This window comes from Streptomyces sp. NPDC055025, assembly GCF_053608565.1.
In genome coordinates this window covers 62,544-81,302 of record NZ_JBSGVS010000010.1, presented here as the reverse complement: position 1 = coordinate 81,302, position 18,759 = coordinate 62,544, and the positions used below count along the sequence as shown (strand labels likewise).

General features: G+C 69.3%; 16 protein-coding genes and 5 pseudogenes. 15 read left to right on the top strand and 6 right to left on the bottom strand.

All coding sequences use genetic code 11. From position 1 onward, the window contains the following. Window positions 1–118 precede the first annotated feature (118 nt). The 6 genes and pseudogenes from ACWGDX_RS09025 to ACWGDX_RS09000 all read left to right on the top strand — a co-directional run bounded on the left by ACWGDX_RS09025 (window position 119) and on the right by ACWGDX_RS09000 (window position 3,847). Window positions 119–991 (top strand): TauD/TfdA dioxygenase family protein, encoded by an 873-nt coding sequence (locus ACWGDX_RS09025; RefSeq protein ID WP_453623689.1) that lies wholly within the window; start codon window positions 119–121, stop codon window positions 989–991. Between the two features lie 180 nt (window positions 992–1,171). Beyond that, window positions 1,172–1,840: a G/U mismatch-specific DNA glycosylase gene (gene mug, locus ACWGDX_RS09020; RefSeq protein WP_453623687.1), complete on the top strand. Its 669-nt coding sequence runs from the start codon at window positions 1,172–1,174 to the stop codon at window positions 1,838–1,840. A gap of 19 nt (window positions 1,841–1,859) precedes the next feature. Continuing rightward, a pseudogene (locus tag ACWGDX_RS09015) lies at window positions 1,860–2,230 on the top strand (transposase); the annotation flags it as partial. Further along, window positions 2,206–2,312, top strand: a pseudogene (locus ACWGDX_RS09010) (IS5 family transposase); the annotation flags it as partial. The pseudogenes ACWGDX_RS09015 and ACWGDX_RS09010, both read left to right, overlap by 25 nt. A 131-nt stretch (window positions 2,313–2,443) precedes the next feature. Next, window positions 2,444–3,157 carry an MBL fold metallo-hydrolase gene (locus ACWGDX_RS09005; protein ID WP_453623685.1) on the top strand — a complete coding sequence of 238 codons (714 nt, stop codon included), beginning with the start codon at window positions 2,444–2,446 and terminating at the stop codon, window positions 3,155–3,157. Window positions 3,158–3,199: 42 nt separating this feature from the next. Continuing rightward, window positions 3,200–3,847 (top strand): TetR/AcrR family transcriptional regulator, encoded by a 648-nt coding sequence (locus ACWGDX_RS09000; protein ID WP_453623683.1) that lies wholly within the window; start codon window positions 3,200–3,202, stop codon window positions 3,845–3,847. Window positions 3,848–4,004: 157 nt separating this feature from the next. Here the strand turns inward: ACWGDX_RS09000 and ACWGDX_RS08995 are convergent, their stop codons facing one another. The 3 genes and pseudogenes from ACWGDX_RS08995 to ACWGDX_RS08985 form a co-directional block, all read right to left on the bottom strand. After that, entirely contained in the window at window positions 4,005–4,436 is a 432-nt protein-coding gene (locus tag ACWGDX_RS08995; RefSeq protein WP_453623681.1) for a TIGR03668 family PPOX class F420-dependent oxidoreductase, read from the bottom strand. A gap of 16 nt (window positions 4,437–4,452) precedes the next feature. Further along, entirely contained in the window at window positions 4,453–4,608 is a 156-nt protein-coding gene (locus tag ACWGDX_RS08990) for a hypothetical protein (RefSeq protein ID WP_453623680.1), read from the bottom strand. 32 nt (window positions 4,609–4,640) lie between these two features. Beyond that, window positions 4,641–4,733, bottom strand: a pseudogene (locus ACWGDX_RS08985) (LLM class F420-dependent oxidoreductase); the annotation flags it as partial. Window positions 4,734–5,167: 434 nt separating this feature from the next. On the opposite strand from ACWGDX_RS08985, the gene ACWGDX_RS08980 reads away from it, so the two are divergent. From ACWGDX_RS08980 to ACWGDX_RS08965, 4 genes and pseudogenes are all read left to right on the top strand, one after another. After that, window positions 5,168–6,481, top strand: a complete 1,314-nt coding sequence (locus tag ACWGDX_RS08980; RefSeq protein ID WP_453623678.1) for a hypothetical protein — start codon at window positions 5,168–5,170, stop codon at window positions 6,479–6,481. Next, window positions 6,478–8,073, top strand: a complete 1,596-nt coding sequence (locus tag ACWGDX_RS08975; RefSeq protein WP_453623676.1) for a substrate-binding and vWA domain-containing protein — start codon at window positions 6,478–6,480, stop codon at window positions 8,071–8,073. The genes ACWGDX_RS08980 and ACWGDX_RS08975 overlap by 4 nt, the downstream gene beginning before the upstream one ends. Then, the gene (locus tag ACWGDX_RS08970) at window positions 8,063–8,860 is read left to right on the top strand and encodes a hypothetical protein (RefSeq protein ID WP_453623674.1); all 798 of its coding nucleotides are present in this window, start codon (window positions 8,063–8,065) and stop codon (window positions 8,858–8,860) included. The genes ACWGDX_RS08975 and ACWGDX_RS08970 overlap by 11 nt, the downstream gene beginning before the upstream one ends. A gap of 276 nt (window positions 8,861–9,136) precedes the next feature. Next, a pseudogene (locus ACWGDX_RS08965) lies at window positions 9,137–9,646 on the top strand (hypothetical protein); the annotation flags it as partial. Here ACWGDX_RS08965 and ACWGDX_RS08960 read toward each other — a convergent pair. Continuing rightward, a complete protein-coding gene (locus ACWGDX_RS08960; protein WP_453623672.1) occupies window positions 9,585–10,319 on the bottom strand; it encodes an IS5 family transposase in 735 nt (244 codons plus the stop codon). The pseudogene ACWGDX_RS08965 and the gene ACWGDX_RS08960 sit on opposite strands and share 62 nt — an antisense overlap. 1,349 nt (window positions 10,320–11,668) lie before the next feature. On the opposite strand from ACWGDX_RS08960, the gene ACWGDX_RS08955 reads away from it, so the two are divergent. From ACWGDX_RS08955 to ACWGDX_RS08940, 4 genes and pseudogenes are all read left to right on the top strand, one after another. Beyond that, window positions 11,669–12,046 carry a peptidase inhibitor family I36 protein gene (locus ACWGDX_RS08955; protein ID WP_453623670.1) on the top strand — a complete coding sequence of 126 codons (378 nt, stop codon included), beginning with the start codon at window positions 11,669–11,671 and terminating at the stop codon, window positions 12,044–12,046. A gap of 131 nt (window positions 12,047–12,177) precedes the next feature. Next, window positions 12,178–12,837, top strand: coding sequence for an ABC transporter ATP-binding protein (locus ACWGDX_RS08950; RefSeq protein ID WP_453623668.1), 660 nt, complete (start codon window positions 12,178–12,180; stop codon window positions 12,835–12,837). Beyond that, window positions 12,834–15,350, top strand: coding sequence for a hypothetical protein (locus ACWGDX_RS08945; RefSeq protein ID WP_453623666.1), 2,517 nt, complete (start codon window positions 12,834–12,836; stop codon window positions 15,348–15,350). Before ACWGDX_RS08950 ends, ACWGDX_RS08945 begins: the two co-directional genes overlap by 4 nt. A gap of 286 nt (window positions 15,351–15,636) precedes the next feature. Then, window positions 15,637–16,182, top strand: a pseudogene (locus tag ACWGDX_RS08940) (IS5 family transposase); the annotation flags it as partial. Here the strand turns inward: ACWGDX_RS08940 and ACWGDX_RS08935 are convergent. Both ACWGDX_RS08935 and ACWGDX_RS08930 read right to left on the bottom strand, forming a co-directional pair. Then, complete coding sequence (locus ACWGDX_RS08935; protein ID WP_453623664.1) at window positions 16,145–16,720, bottom strand: hypothetical protein; 576 nt, start codon at window positions 16,718–16,720, stop codon at window positions 16,145–16,147. The pseudogene ACWGDX_RS08940 and the gene ACWGDX_RS08935 sit on opposite strands and share 38 nt — an antisense overlap. A 121-nt stretch (window positions 16,721–16,841) precedes the next feature. Next, a complete protein-coding gene (locus ACWGDX_RS08930; protein ID WP_365905902.1) occupies window positions 16,842–17,609 on the bottom strand; it encodes an NPP1 family protein in 768 nt (255 codons plus the stop codon). A gap of 347 nt (window positions 17,610–17,956) precedes the next feature. Here ACWGDX_RS08930 and ACWGDX_RS08925 point away from each other — a divergent pair, with 347 nt between their 5' ends. Continuing rightward, window positions 17,957–18,628 (top strand): hypothetical protein, encoded by a 672-nt coding sequence (locus ACWGDX_RS08925; protein ID WP_453623662.1) that lies wholly within the window; start codon window positions 17,957–17,959, stop codon window positions 18,626–18,628. The last annotated feature ends 131 nt before the right edge of the window (window positions 18,629–18,759 follow it).

Below are 18,759 nucleotides of genomic sequence, written 5' to 3'. Positions count from 1 at the left end.
ACGGCCACGGCTTGCGGGCCACGGGCCGTGGCGCCTACGCACCCCGCCTCCGCACCCCGCACCCCCGCTCCCTGTACCTGTACCTGTACCTGTTCCATGTCCACCTCAGGAGGATCGCGTGGAGAGTTACGAACTGGAAGCCGTCAAGCGCGTCACGGCAAGGCCCCGGAGGGAGTACACCACCCTCGCGGTCGACTCCCTCACCCCCGTCATCGGCGCCGAGGTCTCCGGCGTCGATCTCTCGAAGGAGCTGTCGGAGGAGCAACTGCGCGATCTCAAGGCGGCGTTCCTCGACCACCATGTTCTGGTCTTCCGCGACCAGATCCTCACCCAGGAGCAGCACAAGCGTTTCGCCGGTCACTTCGGTGAACTGCGCCCGGTGAACCCCCCGCCGCCGGAGGGCGATCCGTACATCCTGGAGATCAACACCACCCCCGAGGCGGCGAACGTGGCCGGCAACGGCTGGCACGCGGACGGCACCGCCGACGCGGAGCCCTCGCTCGGATCGATGCTCCACATCACCCGCGTACCGGAACCGGGCAGCGGCGGGGACACCCTGTTCGCCAATATGCATCTGGCCTACGAGATGCTGTCGCCCGCGATGCGCGGTTTTCTGGACGGTCTGACCGCCGTGCACGACGGACTCGTCGCGTTCCAGGGCTATACCCCGCCCCCGGGATATGTCGCCCCCAAGAGCGAACACCCGCTGGTGGTACGTCATCCCGAGACCGACCGCAGACTTCTCTATGTCAACAAGGCGTACACCGCGCGCATCCCTCAGCTCTCGTCCGACGAGAGCCGGGCGCTGCTCGACATGCTGTTCGATGTGGTCCCGAGCCGTCCCATGCTGACCTGCCGCGTCCGGTGGACCCCCAACACGCTGGTGTTCTGGGACAACCGCTGTGTGCAGCACCACGCGACGTACGACTACTACCCGTTCACCCGCTACGGCCAGCGGGTCGCGATCAACGGCGGTCCCCCCAAGGGCTGAGCGGGGCCCTGTCCGTGTCCCCGCCGGGGGCCCGCCGGGAGCGGCGGGCCCCCGGTGTCCACGTCCGCGTGGTCACGGGCGTGGTCACGGTGACGAATGCGGGCACAGGCATGAGCGTGGGCACGGGCGAACGAAGTGTCAGGATATCTGTCGATGTGGACGACTATCCGTGGAGCTCCGATGAACCCCGCACCAGGTGACCGGCCGGCCGATCGCCGTACGACCGGCGGAGCACCCGGTCCCGGCCCACGCCGACGCCATCGGCCGACGCGGGCCGAACTCGAAGCCGCACACGATGCCCGCCTGCCGGATCTGATCGCCGACGGTCTCACCGTCCTGCTGGTCGGGATCAACCCCGGTCTCTCCTCCGCCGTGGCGGGCCATCACTTCGCCACGCCCGGCAACAGGCTGTGGCCGGCCCTGTACCGGGCGGGCTTCACCCCCCGGCTGCTCGACGCCACCGAGGAGGACCAGCTGCTGGGACTCGGGATCGGCATCACCAGCATCGTCCGCAGACCCACGGCACGCGCCGCCGAACTCACCGCGCCGGAGTACGCGGCAGGCGGCGGCCGACTGCGCCGACGGGTCCTCGCCCGCCGCCCGTCCTGGCTCGCCCTCCTGGGCGTCACCGGCTACCGCGCCGCGTTCGGCTCCCCCGACGCGACCGTCGGCCGCCAGCCCCTCACCATCGGCACGACACAGGTCTGGGTGCTGCCCAACCCCAGCGGTCTCAATGCCCACTACCCGCCGTCGGCCCTGGCGGTCGAGTTCGCGAAGCTACGGGTCGCGACCGGCCTGCCCGACCGCTCAGGCCTCCTGGGCGACGGCCCGTTCCCCACCGGGCCCTAGGGCTCTGTCCGGCGGATCGCCTGAGCGTCGGCGTGGGCACGGAGCGATGTACGGCGGCCTGAACCACGGCCGGATCGACGTCGATCGGCTGCGGACGGTGCCGGCCAGGCTGTCGCTGCCGCGTTTCGACGGCGGGCGTCTGTTCCTGGCGGTCGATGTGTCCCCGTGGCTTCGCTCTCACCCGCCTGGCCCGGGTCCTGCGGGACCTTCCTGGGACCGGGGCCATCCGAGTCTCACCCACCGCTCATCCTGGCTCGACCACAAGGCGAACCACCCTTGGTCGAGGGGTCGTTGACGCGGTTGGAAGTCGAGCATCCGTCGAAGGACCGAGATGCCCCGCCGGTGTGGTCATGGTCCTCCAAAGCCGGCGCGACCCCGGCACCAGGGGATTCTCGGTCCTACCGCGCCGGTGGACCGTCGAACGCACCTGGGATGGCTGATGCAGCACCGCGGTCCGGCCCGCGACGCGGAATGGCGTCAGTGAGGTATTGCCAAGCCAAGATCGCACCCATAACATCACATCCGTGAGGTGAAGGCCGTGAGGTTACTAGGACTCATGGCCACCGCAGGTGAATCCATCCGGTTTGATCAAGGGAGACCGATATGAACATCGTTGATCTGCGTCCCGACTTGCGCATGGTGCTCGACAACGGGCCCGGACAGGCCTACCTGCTGCGCCGCGGGTCGGACGCGGTGCTGATCGACACCGGCATCGCCGGGCAGGGCGATGTCATCACCGAGGCGTTGCGTGGTTGGGGTCTGGACCGGGAGTCGCTGACCCACGTCGTATTGACGCACTGGCATCCCGACCACGCCGGGTCGGCCGCCGAACTGGCCACCTGGCCCAATGTCCGTATCTGGGCGCACCGCGGCGATGCCCCGATCATCCGCGGGGACAGCTACAGCCCGCTTCCCGCCCTCACCCACGCCGAGGAGGAGCTCTACGCCCACATCGCCGGCTCCATCCCCGACGCCGCGCCTTCTCGGGTCGACCGCGAGCTCGACGACGACGAGATCCTCGACGCGATCGACGCCCGCGTGCTGTCGACTCCCGGCCACACCGACGGCAGCATCGCCTTGCACTTCCCGAACGAGGCCGTCCTGTTCACCGGTGACATCGCCACCGAGCACCAGGGCCAGGTCATACTCGGGCCGTTCAACCATGACCGGGCGCTGGCCCGTGAATCCTTCCGCCGCTTCGCCGACATCGACGTCGACACCGTCTGCTTCGGCCACGGTCAACCGCTACGCGGTGACGACACCGCCTTGCTGGGCGCCGCGGCCACCGCCGACGAGGTCCCCGACCCTCTCGGCTGACGCACGTTCGCACCGATCCGGCGTCGGTGTAAGGTTACGGCCGTGAGCAAAGAGGCTGCCGGGAGCAGACGGCGCAACGCCCGGGGTGCGGGGCAGGCACTACGCGACGACATCGTGTCGGCCGCCCGAGAGACCGTCATCGAGGACGGCTACGCGAGTTCGGTGACCCTGCGTGGGCTGGCGCGGCGGATCGGCATCGCACCGCAGTCGATCTACCTGCATTTCGCCGGCCCGGACGAGATCGTGCAGGCCGTCACCGTCGAGACCTTCGCCCAACTGGGTCGCTTCATCACGGATGCGACACAAGGAATCGAGGCGCCTCGGGACCGGCTCATCGCCGGCTGCCGCGCCTACATGGCGTTCGGGGTCGACAACCCGAATCTGTACGGACTGCTCTTCCAACGCAACCGGCTCCTTCGCGGAGCGGAACCCCGCCCCACCCCCGCGGACGAGCCGGACAACCGCGACCCCGACGCCGGGCCGTTCGCCTATCTCATGGACGGCGTCCGACTCTGCGTCGCCGACGGATCCTCCGGCGTGAAAGACGTCCTGTCCACCGCAACGCAACTGTGGGCGGCCATGCACGGCTTTGTTCTGTTGCGCAACGGCTACGAGTTCCCGTGGCCGGACCTTGCCCAGGCCGAGGTGGAGCTCATCAGCTCGATCGCGAGACTCCGCGAGCCCGGCTGACCCGTGCCACGATTCCTCATCCTCAACAGGCCCGGGTCAGCGACCGAACGGGAGTCGGCGGGATCATGCCGGGGCGCCAGGTGTATCCGGCACATCCCGTCGGACCCGTGGCGCGGGCCGGGCTGGCCCGTCCGGCTCCGGGGCGGAAGCGGGGGCGTCAGGTGGCGTGCCAGCCGGACCAGTGGGTCACCGTGATCTCCACCACGGGCCCCTCCGGAGGGCGGTCGGCGTACTGCCGCCGGTACTTCTCCGTCAGCAGATCCACGTACCGATCGGCCGCCGCCGATCCGCCGGCCGGCGGCAGTACGGAGGCCGTACCGTCCGCGCGGGCCCACCACAGGCGGTCCCAGTCCTCGTCGTAGCCGTCGACGAGGAGACAGACCTCGGGGTGGGCGCGGATGTTGGCCAGCCGCTTCAGCCGGACCGACCGCTTCGGCTTGTGGTCCACGGCGAAGGCCACGGTGTCACCGGTCAGGGCGAACACCATGGGAACCAGATGCGGTCGGCCGGAGGCATCGACGGTCGCGAGGCGGGCGATCCGGGACCGGACGAAGCACTCCCGGGCCCGCTCGCCCGTCATCACCGGCACCGCGGCACCGTACGGCTCACCGGAACCGGCCCGCGGCATCGGCGAGCCGATCGAGGTGGGCGAGTGTCTCGGCCTCCGGCCTCGTCGGCAGACAGAGCAGCGGCCGCTCCACGTCGAGGTGTGTGTACTCCTCGACGATCTCCGGTTTCCCCGACACCGCGTACCCGGTCACCGGCACATCCCGACCCGCGGCGCTCCGCTTCCGAGGGAGTCGGGCCCCCGCTCCTCGACGGCGCGCCCCAGCGCGGTCGGCGCGATGCCCTGATCGGTGATGAAGGTCGATACACCGAACTTCACTGGCGGCTCCTTCGGTTCAGGTTCCGTGTGCTGGGTGCTGGGTGCTGGGTTCCGAGGTGTGTACCGAGTTCTGGTCCGAGCACCCGGTTCCGGGTTCGCGGACCAGCGGTTCCACGCTCGCGGGCGCATGCGCGGGCGCGATCACGGTCGCGGTCCATGGCCAGGTACCCCGATCGGACCCGCCACAACAGTCCCTGCGCCCGACCGGGCTATCACCGGACTCACGCGGGGAACGGACGACCGCTCCGGACGCCTCGCCCGGATGCCCCCTCAAGACGGCCCGCTCCGGACGGCCCACCCCTGGCACCCCGCTCCGGGCCGAGTTGTTCACCCTGGTTTGGTCCGTGGTTCACCCGGGCCGTCGTCCGGTCGCGAAATGCTGTCGACGGCTGTGGCGAGGAACGTGCGCCGGGGGACAGCGGGGGAGGGTGTCCGTGGTCATCGGGGAGGGACCCGTCATCGAGGAGCCACGGCTGGACGTACGACGGCCGTCGTCCTCCCGGTGGTCGCAGCGCCGCTTCCTCATCGTGTTCCTGCCCCTGCTGGCCGCCGTGCTGACCGGTGCGATCACGCTGGCCGTCCCGGGGAGAATGCTGCTGCCCTTCGAGCGGATCACCACGCTGGAGGGCAAAATGGCCTCCAAACGGGACTTCTTCGAGGACCCGGAGGTCGAGCGACTGCTCCTGAAACACCGTATCCGTGTGCACATCACCAGTTCGGGCTCGCGCGAGGTGGCCGTCCAGGACATCTCCTCGTACGACTTCGTGTTCCCCTCCGGGCAGCCCGCCGGTGACCTGATCACCACTCAGCTCGCGGCGGAGAACCGGCGGGCGAAGGTGCACCGGCCGTTCGTCAGCCCCATCGTGCTCCCCACCTACCGCGCGTACGCCGAGACCCTCCAGGACGCCGGGATCGCCACCGCGCAGCGCGGCTCGGGGCCGGGGGCGCCGCTGTACTACGTCCTGGACATGCGCAAGTTCCTGGACAGCGTCGACCGTGGTCGGCGGTGGAACGAGATCGGCATCCGCGACCACGGGATCAGCAACGCGAACCGGATCGTCGTCCAGAGCTCCGATGTCTGCGACTCCAACTCGGCGGGGACGTATCTGGGGCTGGTCGCCTTCACCTGGCACGGCGAGGGCGACGAGGTGCCCGACACCGACCGGGAGGCGGACGAGCGGGGGCGGGCCATCAAGCCGCTGCTGGACCAGGGCCTGCCGGGCGCGGATGTGTTCCGTACCTACATCTCGCCCGAGGGCAAGGGGATAGCGCCCGTGGTGGTGGCGTACGAGCACCAGTACCTGACCTATCAGGCGCAGTACCAGGCCGAGTCGGGGAAGCTGGACTCCGACCGGGTCCTGCTCTATCCGTCGGGGCAGTTCGTGACCCAACCTCAGTTCATCGCGCTCAACGAGCGGGGCGACCGGCTCGGCGAGCTGATCACGCGTGACCCGGAGCTGCGCCGGCGGGCGATGGAGCTGGGCTTCCGGATCCTCGATCCCACCGGGGAGGTCGCGAGCGACCAGCTCGCCACGTTCCTGAAGGACCGGAACATCCCGGTCCCCTCGATGGAGGGCGACAACACCCGCTCGTCGATGCCCAGGCTCCGGTACCTGGAACGGATGATCTCGATCGTGGGCGGCTGTCCGGCCGCCGGGACCCCGGACGCCGGAACCTCCCCCGCCGAGACCCCCACCGGGAAGTCCGCCGAGACCCCTGCCGGGGAGTCCGCCGGGGTGCCCGAGTGAGGATCCGGCGCCCGCCGACGGGCCTCGTCGCCCTGTGTCTGGTCTGGATACTGCTCGGCACCGCCGTCACCGCGTGTTCCACGGACACCCCGGAGCCGGTGAGGCTGCGCGTGCTCGCCAGCTCGGAGCTGGCCGACATGGCACCGCTGCTGGAGGATCTCCGCCGGGAGACCGGGATCACCCTGGAGATGGAGTACCGGGGCACGGTGGACGCCAGCGACGCGCTGGCCTCGGGCGAGTACCGGCACGATCTCGCCTGGCTCTCCTCCGACCGCTACTTCCGGCTCGAACTGAAGGCGGCCGGGAACCACGGCGAGCAGCCCCTGTCCACGGCCGTCATGCGCTCTCCCGTCGTGATCGGGATGAAGCCCGCCATGGCGGAGCGGCTGCGCCGCACCGCGTCCGACGGCCAGATCTCCTGGGCCGATGTGGCCGACGCCGCCGCCGACGGAACCCTGCGGTTCGGTATGGCCGATCCCCGCCATGCCAACAGCGGTCTCGCCGCGCTCGTCGGAGTGGCGACCGCCGCGGCGGACACGGGCGGCGTGCTGCGCCCGCGGGACGTCTCCTGCGACCGGCTCCGCGGCTTCTTCGCCGGACACCGGCTCGCCGAGGACTCCTCCGCCCGGCTGGCCGACGGATTCGTACGCGACCAGGACAGCCTGGAGGCCCTCATCACCTACGAGTCCGAACTGCTCACACTCAACAGCGGCGGAAGGCTGCGCGAGCCACTGGAGATCGTCTATCCGAAGGACGGCATGGTCCTGTCCGACTATCCCCTGCTCCTGCTCGATCCGGCCGAACGCGCCGCGTACGACCGGCTGGTGGAGTGGCTGAAGAGCGGACCGGTCCAGAAGAAGATCATGGAACGTACCCTGCGCCGGCCGATCGACCCCGCCGTGCCCCGGGTGCCGCGGCTGCGTGAACCCATCGGCAACGCGCTGTACTTCCCCGACGACCAGCGGGTGGTCGACCGGCTCCTCGCCGACTACGGCGATCCCCGGCGCGACGGACGCGCCCGGGTGATCTTCCTGCTCGACTTCTCCGGGTCGATGCGGGGCGAGCGCATCGCCCGGCTGCGCGCCGCCTTCGACGGTCTCAGCGGGGGCGACGACTCACGCTCCGGAAAGTTCGTCAGGTTCTACCGCGGCGAGTCGCTGACCGTCATGAGGTTCGCCGGGCGCGTGCTCGACGAGCGGAGTGTGACCTACGCGAGCCCCCGGGATCTCGACCGGCTGCGCGGCTTCGTGGCCTCCGAAGGCTTCGGCTCCACCACCGCCGTCTGGTCCGCGCTCGACCACGTGTACGAGAAGGTCTCCGACGAGATCCGGGAGCACCCCGGCAGGACCGTCTCCATCGTGGCGATGACGGACGGTGAGAACAACGCGGGGATCGACCTCGACACCTTCATCCGCCGCTACGAGGCACGGCCGCCGGCGGTCCGTGCCGTACGGACGTACACCGTTCGCTACGGCGAGGCAGGTTCAGCGGCACTCGACCGGGCGGCACGGACGACCGGCGGTCATATGGCCGACGCCACCGTCCAGTCGCTCCTGAGCGCTTTCAAGGAGATACGTGGGTGTGACCAGTGAGGCGTGGTGGGACATCTGGTGGCCCTGGATGCTCGTATGGCTGCTGACCGCGGCCGGCCTCGTGGCGCTCCTCGCGCTGACGCTCTTCCGGCTTCTGCGTGACCGGCGGCCCGGCGGCCAGAAGATCATCCCGGGCATCTGCTTCTATCTGCACGACAGAACCGTCATGGACCACTACCAGATGCGCGGTTACGCGGCGGCCCTCCGCAGGGAGGTGGAGCAGCGGACCAGCGACAGCAAGGACGGAAGCGTCCATGCCAAGGTCTTCGGGCTGAGCGCGGGCGGTGGCAAGCGCGACAACAGCGAGATCGTCAGCAAGTATCTCGAAGTGGCCGAACCCATCTCGGTGATCGGCATCATCATGGACGTCCTGGAGGAGAAGGACGTCATCGTCCATGTCGATCTCGTCAACCGGACCGTCAGACGCAACGGCGCCCTGGTCAACGCGCTGGCCACCCTGCCCGGTGCCGGGACGGGGGCGAGGGCGGCGACGAGGCCGGGGGCCTCGCGGGAGACCGTACGGCTGCGGGACATCGAGGACTTCGTACTGATCAGAGGGCGGTTCAGGAAGATCGCCGAATCACCCGAGACGACGGTCTTCCTCGCCCCCTACGGCGACCCGAACGATCCCGCCGAGGGGCCGCACGTACGGGTCACCTGCGCGACGGAAGGACTGCGCACCGAGGTCGGGCAGGGCACCTTCTCGGCACGCTGTCTCGGCAAGGTCCAGGACTGGAACGCCACCGACGCGGTCCTCGAAGTGCAGGCCATGGCGATCTTCCGATAGCCGGCGGGCCCCGGGCGAACGGGCGGAGGCGGAGGACGGGGCCACTGAGGACGGGCCGGGGCGGGCCGGAGGACGGTCCGGGCGGCCGACCCGCCGCGTCCGTCCTCCGGCCCTGTCCTCGGGCGGTGGGGGTGATCAGGCGGCGTGGGCGCTCAGAGGCCGTTCTCCTTCCGAATCTCGGGTGAGGTCTTCGATGGGCAGGTGTGAAGTAGCTGCTGCCGCGGGAGCCTCGACTTGTTGCCGGTCGGGATGTTGTGGGGGTGGCGGATGCCGTTGATGCGGGCGGTTTTGGAAGCGCGGCGGAAGGCCGCGGCGGTGCGGGTGGAGGAGCTCGAAGCCGAGCTGGTGCGGGTGCGGGCGGCTCTGGCGGATGCCGAGGAGGTGCACCGGCGTCGGGTGATCGGCCTGGAGCAGTATCTGGAGGCGCTGGCCGAGGAGGAAGCACCCGCGGTGGTGGCCGTCGGGTCGTCGCGGGGGAAGCCGGTCGGACCGCGACGCGCGGTGCCGCACCGGGAGAACACGGGCGGTGTCGAGGACCTGTCGGTGGACTACCAGGCGTTGATGGCCGCCGCGGTGGAGGCGGGAGACGATGGGCTGGGTGCCCGGCGGGCGGCGGTGGTGCTGGGCTGGGACAGCGCGTCGGTCTCCCGTGTCGAGGGCGCGAGGGCACGGCTGAAGGGGCTGGTGGAACGGGGCTGGCTGGTCGAGGGGAGGCCGGGCAGGTTCACGCTGTCTCTGCCGGCCTCGGAGCAGGACGCTGCTGGTGCTGGGCGGCCAGGCGCCGGCTGCGCAGGAGCCAGGCGAAGGATCTTTCCACGACCCAGCGGCGGGGCAGGACCTGGAACCCTCGGGTGTCGTCGCTGCGGCGGACGACGTCGAGAACGAGTCCGAGGCGCTGGACAGTCCAGTCCTGGAGGTGGCCGCGGCAGCCGCCGTCGGCCCAGACCCGCGAGAGCCGCCGCAAGCGACTGCTCGCCGCGGGCAGCAGGATGCGGGCGGCGTCCCGGTCGGTCGTCGACGCCGACGTGACCAGCACGTCCAGCAGGAGTCCAAGCGTGTCGGTGAGCAGGTGCCGCTTGCGTCCGTTGATCTTCTTCCCGGCGTCGTATCCCCGCGAACCGTGGGCGACGGTGGCGTCCGCCTTCACCGACTGCGAGTCCATGACCGCCGCACTCGCCTCCTCCTCGCGGCTCTCCGCCTCACGGACGGCTCCGCGCAGCCGGTCGTGCAGTTCGGCCACCGGGCCCGCGTCCCGCCAGCGGGCGAAGAAGGCATACACGCGTGGCCAGGGCGGGAAGTCGCAGGGCATCGCCCGCCACTTGATGCCGTTGTCCACGAGGTAGCGCACCGCGTCGATCATCTGCCGGTGGCAGTAGCCCTCCGGCCGCCCACCCCGGCCTGCCAGCCATCCCGGCACCGGCAGCAGATCCCGCACCAGAGCCCACTCGGCATCGCTCATGTCCGAGCCGTACCGGGGCCGGCGCCCCGGCCGGTCGGCCGCGTTCCCGAACCTGTGGGCGAGACAGTCACACCCCCAGGAGTGAACGGACTGGACCCCGCAACCGCCACCACGCGACACTTCGACAACAGGGCCTCTTGCTCCTCGCTGGACTCGACAACCGCGAGCTACCAAGAGGCCCTTCCCCCATGCACCATCACCCGCCAACTCACCTGATCCAACACCCCGTTCGAACCCCACCGACCACCCGAACGGACAGAGAACAGCCAGTAAGACGCCATCTCATTTGGGCTGTTCGATAAGCTTCAGGTGTGGGGAGCGTTGAACGGCTGGTGCCGGATGAGCCGTGGGAGTTGTTCCAGCAGGTGGTGCCGAAGGCGTCGGCACGGGACCGGGAAGTGCGGGCGGCGCGCTCATCATGGCCCCCTGAAAACATGCCGGTTCATCCGCGAACCACGGGCCTCGGGCTGTCCGGCATGCGGCGGCCGCCCCACCCCGCTGTGGGCCGGCCGAGCACACCCTCACCGAACCGGGGCATGCCCTACGGGCGACGTCCGATGAAATGTACGGTCGGCCCCGCCAGTCCCCGGTCACATCGAGGTCTCCTACCGCAGCATCGACGCCTGACGGACGCTGGCGGCCCCGCGCCCAGAGCTTGCCGGAACGCCGGTGTTCCGTGCCTGAGTACATAGGTCCGGCTGACGACGAAGCAGTCCTGGCCGCCGACCGATGCGTGGATAGGGTGGGCAATTTGTTCGGGGCGGTCCGACAGGAGGGCTCCAAGTCCTTCGTCGGCATGAAGCCCGCGAACGCCACATCGGATCTCAAACCGAATGAGCAACTCAGGACTCGGGGACCTCTCCCTTGTCACCCGGCTGGGCTGTTCTGCTGCTCACTTCAGCACTCGCTCTTTCTCGCCACCAGGAGACTGAAAAAGGCTGGTGTAAGAGTGATTCCGTAGGGTAGAGCGTCCATTCTTGCTGGCGTCGAGTTGTATTTCGTGGACATTTCCTTACCAGTGACCTTTGCGTCTGAAATGCACTACTCGAGTTCTGTTGGAAGGGTGCGGAAGCGGAGCGACCGCTTCTGGATTCCAACGCTGCCTCCCTGGTCATCGCTCGGCCGGATCAAGGCATACCAAGGTCAACTGAGTCTGTAGGTCCAACTGATTCAGGTCAACGCTGGCCGGTTCCGCGATATTCAAGCCCGCATAGCGCCAACCGTATGTAGGTTCGACTACGCACCAAGGTGATCGGGGGGAGGCGCCTGTGCGTCTTTGCGTGCGCTCCATGCCCCGGATCATGACTCGACGAAGGCCATGGCTTCGCGATAACTAAGGGGTATCACGCATGAAGCACAGCAAGATTGCCGCCGCAGCGCTCTTCGGTGCGGCCATGCTCATCGGAGGAACCAACGTGGCCATGGCGGCCCCGGCTGGTTGTGAGTCGGGCTGGGTCTGTATGTACCGCGACGACGACTACGCGGGTGGTGCTGTCAACCTCACCAACAGCACGACGGCCATTCCGAACCTCGGCAGCAATGGGTTCAACGACGAGATGAACTCCTGGTTCAGCAACTTCCAGTACGATTCCGCCTGGTACTACGACGCCAACTATGGCGGCTCGAGAAAGTGCATGAACAGCAACAGCTCCAACCACAGCCTCAGCCTCGCCGACTATGACGAGGCGACTTCGGCCAGGAAGCTCACCACCACGACTTCCTGCTGACGCTCGAGCAGCCGAACCCAGTTGTGGAAGCGGGACGGCCGCATTGCGGCCGTCCCGCGGTACGAGAGAGAAGGCGTTACGTGTTACCGGAAACAGCAGTGACGGCCCGAAAGGTCAGCAAGTCTTTTCTCATGGCCCGTCAGGCTGTGCCCGCCCTGAACAAGGTCTCACTGGAGATCCCGGCGGGCACGATGACCGCGCTGGTAGGACCGAGCGGTTCCGGAAAGAGCACACTGCTGCACCTCATCGCGGGTCTGGAGAGCGTCGACTCCGGCGAACTGGATGTTCTGGGGCGTTCCGTGCACACGTGCGGGCAGAGGGAACTGGCCGCGCTTCGACTGCGTGAGATCGGCTTCGTCTACCAGGACTTCAGTCTGCTCACGGACCTCACCCTGGCGGAGAATGCGCGCCTGCCGCTCGAAGGCGCCGGCATGGCCAGGAAACAAGCGCATGAAGCGGCGTGCGCCGCGATGGCGCGGGTGGGGCTGGCGGGACTGGAGGAACGCTTCCCCGCCGAGGTGTCCGGCGGGCAGCAGCAGCGGGCGTCGATCGCCCGCGCGATCGTCGGTGAGCGCAAACTGGTGCTGGCAGATGAACCGACAGGATCCCTCGACTCCAGGACCGGGGCCGAGATTATGGACATTCTGGGCGGACTTCGCGACGACGGAGTCACCGTCGTCCTCAGCACGCACAACACCGCCAATCTTGCCTACGCGGATCAGATCGCGGAATTACGCGACGGCGCACTGATCTCGGTCTCGGCACGCACAGGTTCCGGTGTAAGCGGATGAGCGGGTCATGGGGCCATCTGCGCCTCCTGGGATGGCGGACCGTCGTCGGCCGGGGAAAGCGACGGATCGGACTGCTGGCGCTCCTGGCACTCCCGGTATTCCTGGCCACGGTCACGGCGGGGACCTTCAGCTCCACGGCGGCCTCCGCCGAGCAGCGTGCCAACGAGATCATGGGCCGGGCCGACGGCTTCGTCAGCACCTCGGACACGGCCGCCGCCGACGCCCTCCGCGCGGACCTGGCACGGAAGCTTCCCGGGCTGACAGCGCTTCCCGTGGCCGGAAACCCTGAGTTCCCGGTGTGGGCCAAGGACCGTACGATCGACGTCCGCTACCAGGACGTGGACTGGTCGCATCCCCTCCTGCACGGCAAATACCGGCTGACCGAAGGCCATTTCCCCCTCAAGCACGGCGAGATCGCCATCAGTTCCGCCCTCGCCGCCGACCTCGAACTGACATTGGGGGATGTGCTCCCGTACCGCTGGGAGCGCGCGAACCCCGCACGCATCGTCGGAGTGGTGGAGAGTCCCCTCGCACAGAAGAGCCACGACTATCTCGCAGCGCCCGGCCAATTGAGGGCCTGGCCGAGAACCGGCACCGACACCACCAACGTCATGGTCTCCGACCACGGCCTGCTGCTGGCCGGCGATGCCAACCAGATGGACGCCGCACAGACGCTGATCGCGGAGCGCGGCCTGCTCCTGACGACCCGAAGCGGCATTGCCGACGCACGCTCCTTCGTCGAGCGGGAGCCGGGCCTGCTCCTGGCACCCGGGGTGGTCCTGCTCGGAGTGGTCGCCGCCGGGGCCTTCACCCTGCGGATGCGCCGTATCCGGGGCGAGTTCGCTCTCCTCGCGACGCTCGGCTTCGCCGACCGGGCGCTCCGGACAGCCGCCCTGTCAGGTGCCCTGGCGGCCGGCCTGATGGCGGTTCCGCTCGGCTGGCTCCTGGGTACCGCCCTCGCAGCCGCGGCCCGCCCCCTCCTGCCTGCCCTCACCCACCGGGAAATCTCCCCCTACAAGCCATTGCTGGCCGAGGGGCTGGTGACGATCGTGCTCTCGCTCGCGGTCGCGACGGTGACCGCGGTACTGGCGTCCCGGCATCCCGCAGGCACTCCGGCCCGCGCCCGCGCGCGTACGACTCCCAGGGACACTGCACGGCGCGGTTCCACGGCCGCCCCCGTCCTGGCAGGACTGGGCGCGGTATGTCTGGCCCTCTCCGGAGCCGTCCTGGACCGGGATCCGGCCGCCTGGTGCGCGGTGGCCGGTGTCGTCTTCCTCTCCGCCACCGCCCTGACCCGGGCCGCCGCGATCCTGCGGCTCCTCGCCCGCCTCGGTGACCGGTCCTTCAGCGGCCGCATAGCCCTGCGGGCTTTCGCCCGCGACCCGCGGCGCCCTGTCTCCGCCGTCGCTGTCGGCTCCGTGACCATCGCTGTCGCGGTCGGTCTCCTCGGAACACTGTCCAGCGTCGCCGCCCAGGAACGCGCGCTTTACGTCGGAAGCCGTCACCTGGGCCAGGTGGAGGCCCTCCTCTACTCCGGAAGCAAACCGGCCGCCGTGGAACAAGCCCTGGCCTCCGCGCTGCCCCAGGGCACCCCGATCGTCCGGGGCACCACCCCGACCGACCAGCGGAGTCTGGCCAAGGCGACCACCCCCGCCCTGGCACCCGGCTGGAGCATCGCCCCACGCCCCGGAAGCGGCGACGAAGCCCGCATCCAGCCGATCGAAGTCGTTGACACAGGCCGCAAATTCGAAGCTCTCACCGGCCGGAAATGGACTGGCCGGGAACGTGAGGCTCTCCAGAGCGGCAAGGTACTCGCTCTCTCCCCCGAGTACCTCGACGGCGACCGCGTCGGCCTCGCGCTGCCCCTCGACGGCTCGAAATACGACACCAGCCGCCACGTGAACGGCGCCGCACTGGCCGAGCCCGTCGACGACACCACCCGCAGCCGCGCCGCGGCCTACGTCACCTCCGCCACGGTCCGTGGTTGGGGTGCCAAGACCGTGGACTACTCCGTCATCGCCACCACCGGCGACCAGGCTCCGCCGGCCAGCCTGGACGACGAACTCGCCTCGGTACTCGAACCGGTGGACGTCCTGATGTCCGACGTACGGATCGAAAGAGGCCCCGAAGGGCCCGCGCCCATCCTCTGGTACATCACGCTCGGCCTTGCCTTCGCCGCACTCGCGGCCACCCTCGGCACCGTCGTCACCACCTCGGCTGCTGAACTGCGTCCCGACCTCGTGCGCCTCCACCGCCTCGGTATCGCCCCGCGAGTCATCCAACGCGTCGTCATCTGGCAGTCCTTGGCCATCTCCCTCCTCGCCGTCCTGCTGGGGCTGGCCGCCGGAACGGGGCTCGCCGCCGCCCGCGTCTGGCCGTACGACGCGCCGGTCGTCCTGGACTGGACCGCCATCGGCCTACTCGTCGCCGCGATCATCGCGCTCGGAGGCCTCTACGGCGCCATGGCCTCCCCACGCCACCTCGGCAACACCCTCTACCGCGCCGAGACATGACATCCCGGGTGCGACCGGAAGGGGCGGCCACGGATACCGTGGCGGCCCCTTCCGGTCGTACGGAGAGTCCGCGGGGAAAGCCCAACGCTGTCGGGTCCCTCGTCCACCAGGCGGGTCAACCGTCGCAGTCCCGCCGTGGCCGGGCACATCTGCCAGCACTGGACCGCTAACTGGCTGTTCTCTGTCCGTTCGGGTGGTCGGTGGGGTTCGAACGGGGTGCTGGATCGGGTGAGTTGGCCGGTGATGGTGCCGGGGTGGGCGGCCGGAGGGCTACTGCCACCGGCAGATGATCGACGCGGTGCGCTACCTCGTGGACAACGGCATCAAGTGGCGGGCGATGCCCTGCGACTTCCCGCCCTGGCCACGCGTGTATGCCTTCTTCGCCCGCTGGCAGGACGCGGGCCTGGTGGCCGAACTGCACGACCGGCTGCGCGGAGCCGTCCGTGAGGCGGAGAGCCGCGAGGAGCAGGCGAGTGCGGCGGTCATCGACTCACAGTCGGTGAAGGCGGACGCCACCGTCGCCCACGGCTCACGGGGATACGACGCCGGCAAGAAGATCAACGGACGCAAGCGGCACCTGCTCACCGACACGCTTGGACTCCTGCTGGACGTGCTGGTCACGTCGGCGTCGACGACCGACCGGGACGCCGCCCGCATCCTGCTGCCCGCGGCGAGCAGTCGCTTGCGGCGGCTCTCGCGGGTCTGGGCCGACGGCGGCTGCCGCGGCCACCTCGTCGACTGGAGCGCAACGCAACTCGGAGTCGTCCTCAACGTCGTCCGCCGAAGCGACGACGTCAGTGGCTTTGAGGTCCTGCCCCGCCGCTGGGCCGTGGAAAGAACCTTCGCCTGGCTCCTGCGCAGCCGGCGCCTGGCCGCCCAGCACCAGCAGCGTCCTGCTCCGAGGCCGGCAGAGACAGCGTGAACCTGCCCGGCCTCCCCTCGACCAGCCAGCCCCGTTCCACCAGCCCCTTCAGCCGTGCCCTCGCGCCCTCGACACGGGAGACCGACGCGCTGTCCCAGCCCAGCACCACCGCCGCCCGCCGGGCACCCAGCCCATCGTCTCCCGCCTCCACCGCGGCGGCCATCAACGCCTGACAGTCCACCGACAGCTCCTCGACACCGCCCGCGTTCTCCCGGTGCGGCACCGCGCGTCGCGGCCCGACCGGCTTCCCCCGCGACGACCCGACGGCCACCACCACGGGTGCTTCCTCCTCGGCCAGCGCCTCCAGATACTGCTCCAGACCGATCACCCGACGCCTGAGTACCTCTTCCGCCTCCGCCGGAGCCGCCCGCACCCGCACCAGCTCGGCTTCGAGCTCCTCCACCCGCACCGCTGCGGCCTTCCGCCGCGCTTCCAGAACCGCCCGCATCGACGGCATCCGCCACCCCCACAACATCCCGACCGGCAACGAGTCGAGACTTCCGTGACAGCCGCAAACCCATGTCCGACCAGCGAGATCCGCACACGAGGTTCGGAAAGAGAACGACATCTCAGGCGTTGGGGTCGAACGGGATGTTCGCCGGCTTGGCCCGCTCCAGGTGGTAGTTGAAGTTGCCGTCCTTGAGGCCGAAGACGGCGCTGCCGAAGTTGGCGTTGCTCAGCTTGTCCCGCAGACCCTCGGGGTAACCGTTCCAGCCGACGAGCCGCGGGAACTGCCAGCCGCGGTAGTGGTTCTCCGGCGGCTCGTCGTTGTTGTTCGCGGGACGGAAGCAGTGCGTGCTCGCGCCGTCCTTGTGGTAGACGACCTTCGGGTGCGTCCCGTCCCAGCGGATCTGGTCACGGTTGTAGATGTTGAAGTTGCCGTGGGCGGAGGTGGAGACGTACTTGGCCTCGTTGTCCTGCACCCACACCACGACATGCTCCCAGTCGTGGCGGTGCCCGCCGAGCCCGCTGCCGGCCACGGCCTGGTCCTTCTCGAAGTAGAGGCCGTAGATGATCGCGCACCAGCCGTTGTTGCACTTGTAGCGTGCGTATCCGTTGGTGTTGTCGAGGTCCCAGGAGTCACGGCACGAGCCGTTGACGGCCCCGGTGGTGTTGAGACCGGGGGAGATCGTCCCGTCGGGGCCGATGGCGGGAGTCGGGTAGCAGCCGTCCGTGTCGTAGTCGTACGCCGGCTGGAACGTCTGCTCCAGTCCGTCCGCGTTGGCGGGCAGAGCCCTGGGGGGATCGGCCAGTGCGCTGCCGGGCAGGGCGATGACCAATGCGATGGCGCTGGTCAGGGTGAACGAGACCTGACGGATGCGCGAGCTCTTCTTCACTGCGTCCTCCTGATCGACCGCGGCGTGGGGCACGCGGTCCGAGGGCAGTGTGACGGCAGTGACGTCCGAAGTGAAGGCGGCCAGGACCGAGTTGTGCGCGGATGCGCGGTGAATACGGGTACGGCCACCGGTACCGGGCCGTTTCCGGGACGGGATCCGAGCTGAATCCGGCCCGGGTCCGGCACCTCCGGCGAGGCGGACAGGCGGAGAGGCGACCGGACGAAAAAGGCCGCCGGAAAAAGTTGGCGGCTGATGTCATCCGACCCTGCGGCAAACGGAGTTTGAAGGGGTGGAGAGGCGCCCTCCCAGCCGTTCGACCTCAAAGACGCACAAGGAGTTGTCCGTTCATGACACGGATCAAGAAGTATGTGGCCGCCGCCGCGGTCACGGCGACGGTGCTGAGTGTGCCGACAGGCGCCTACGCGTTGACCTCGGGCGGGACATCCTCCGCGTCTTCGCCGTCGGCGCCTTCGGTCTCCGTGCCGTCCGGCACGTCCGCCGCGTCCGGCACGTCCGCCGGCGCGGATGCGCGGGCCGCCGCGCAGACGTCGTCGTCCATACGCGTCGTCGCTCCGGGCGAGCGGGTGAAAGCCGCGCCGGGCGTCCGGCTGTGGCTGACCAGGGAGGGCAAGTACTGGTCCACCCCGGACTTCGACGAGCAGTTCCGCAGCGTCGTCGACGGAAACCTCGACCTGAGCACACCGGGTGTCTCCCGTCAGTCGGAACCGGCGGGCAACCTCTACTTCCACTCCGGCGTCTACTACGGCAGCCGCGCCGCGGCCCGTGTCGAGGTCACCACCCTGACCGGCAGGACCGTACGGGCCTCGATGGTGGAGCTGCCGGGCAAGCCCGGCTGGGGCGCCTGGTACACCACCACCGAACTGCCCCCCGTCACGACAACGGTCCTCGGACCCGAAGGCGCGGGCACGGGTAAGGACGCGGGTGGACCGGTGGACTTCATCCGCAGCGTCACCCTGTACGACTCGGCGGGCAGGATCCTGGCCTCCCTGGCCGGCTAGGCCCTGTCCGGTCGATCTTCGTGGATCAGCCCGGGGCGGCTGGTGCGGTACATCGCAAGGCGGAGGATCGCCCGTGTACTGGACGTACTCGGGCGACTCCGACAACGCGGCGAGGTGCCGTGTCAGGCGTT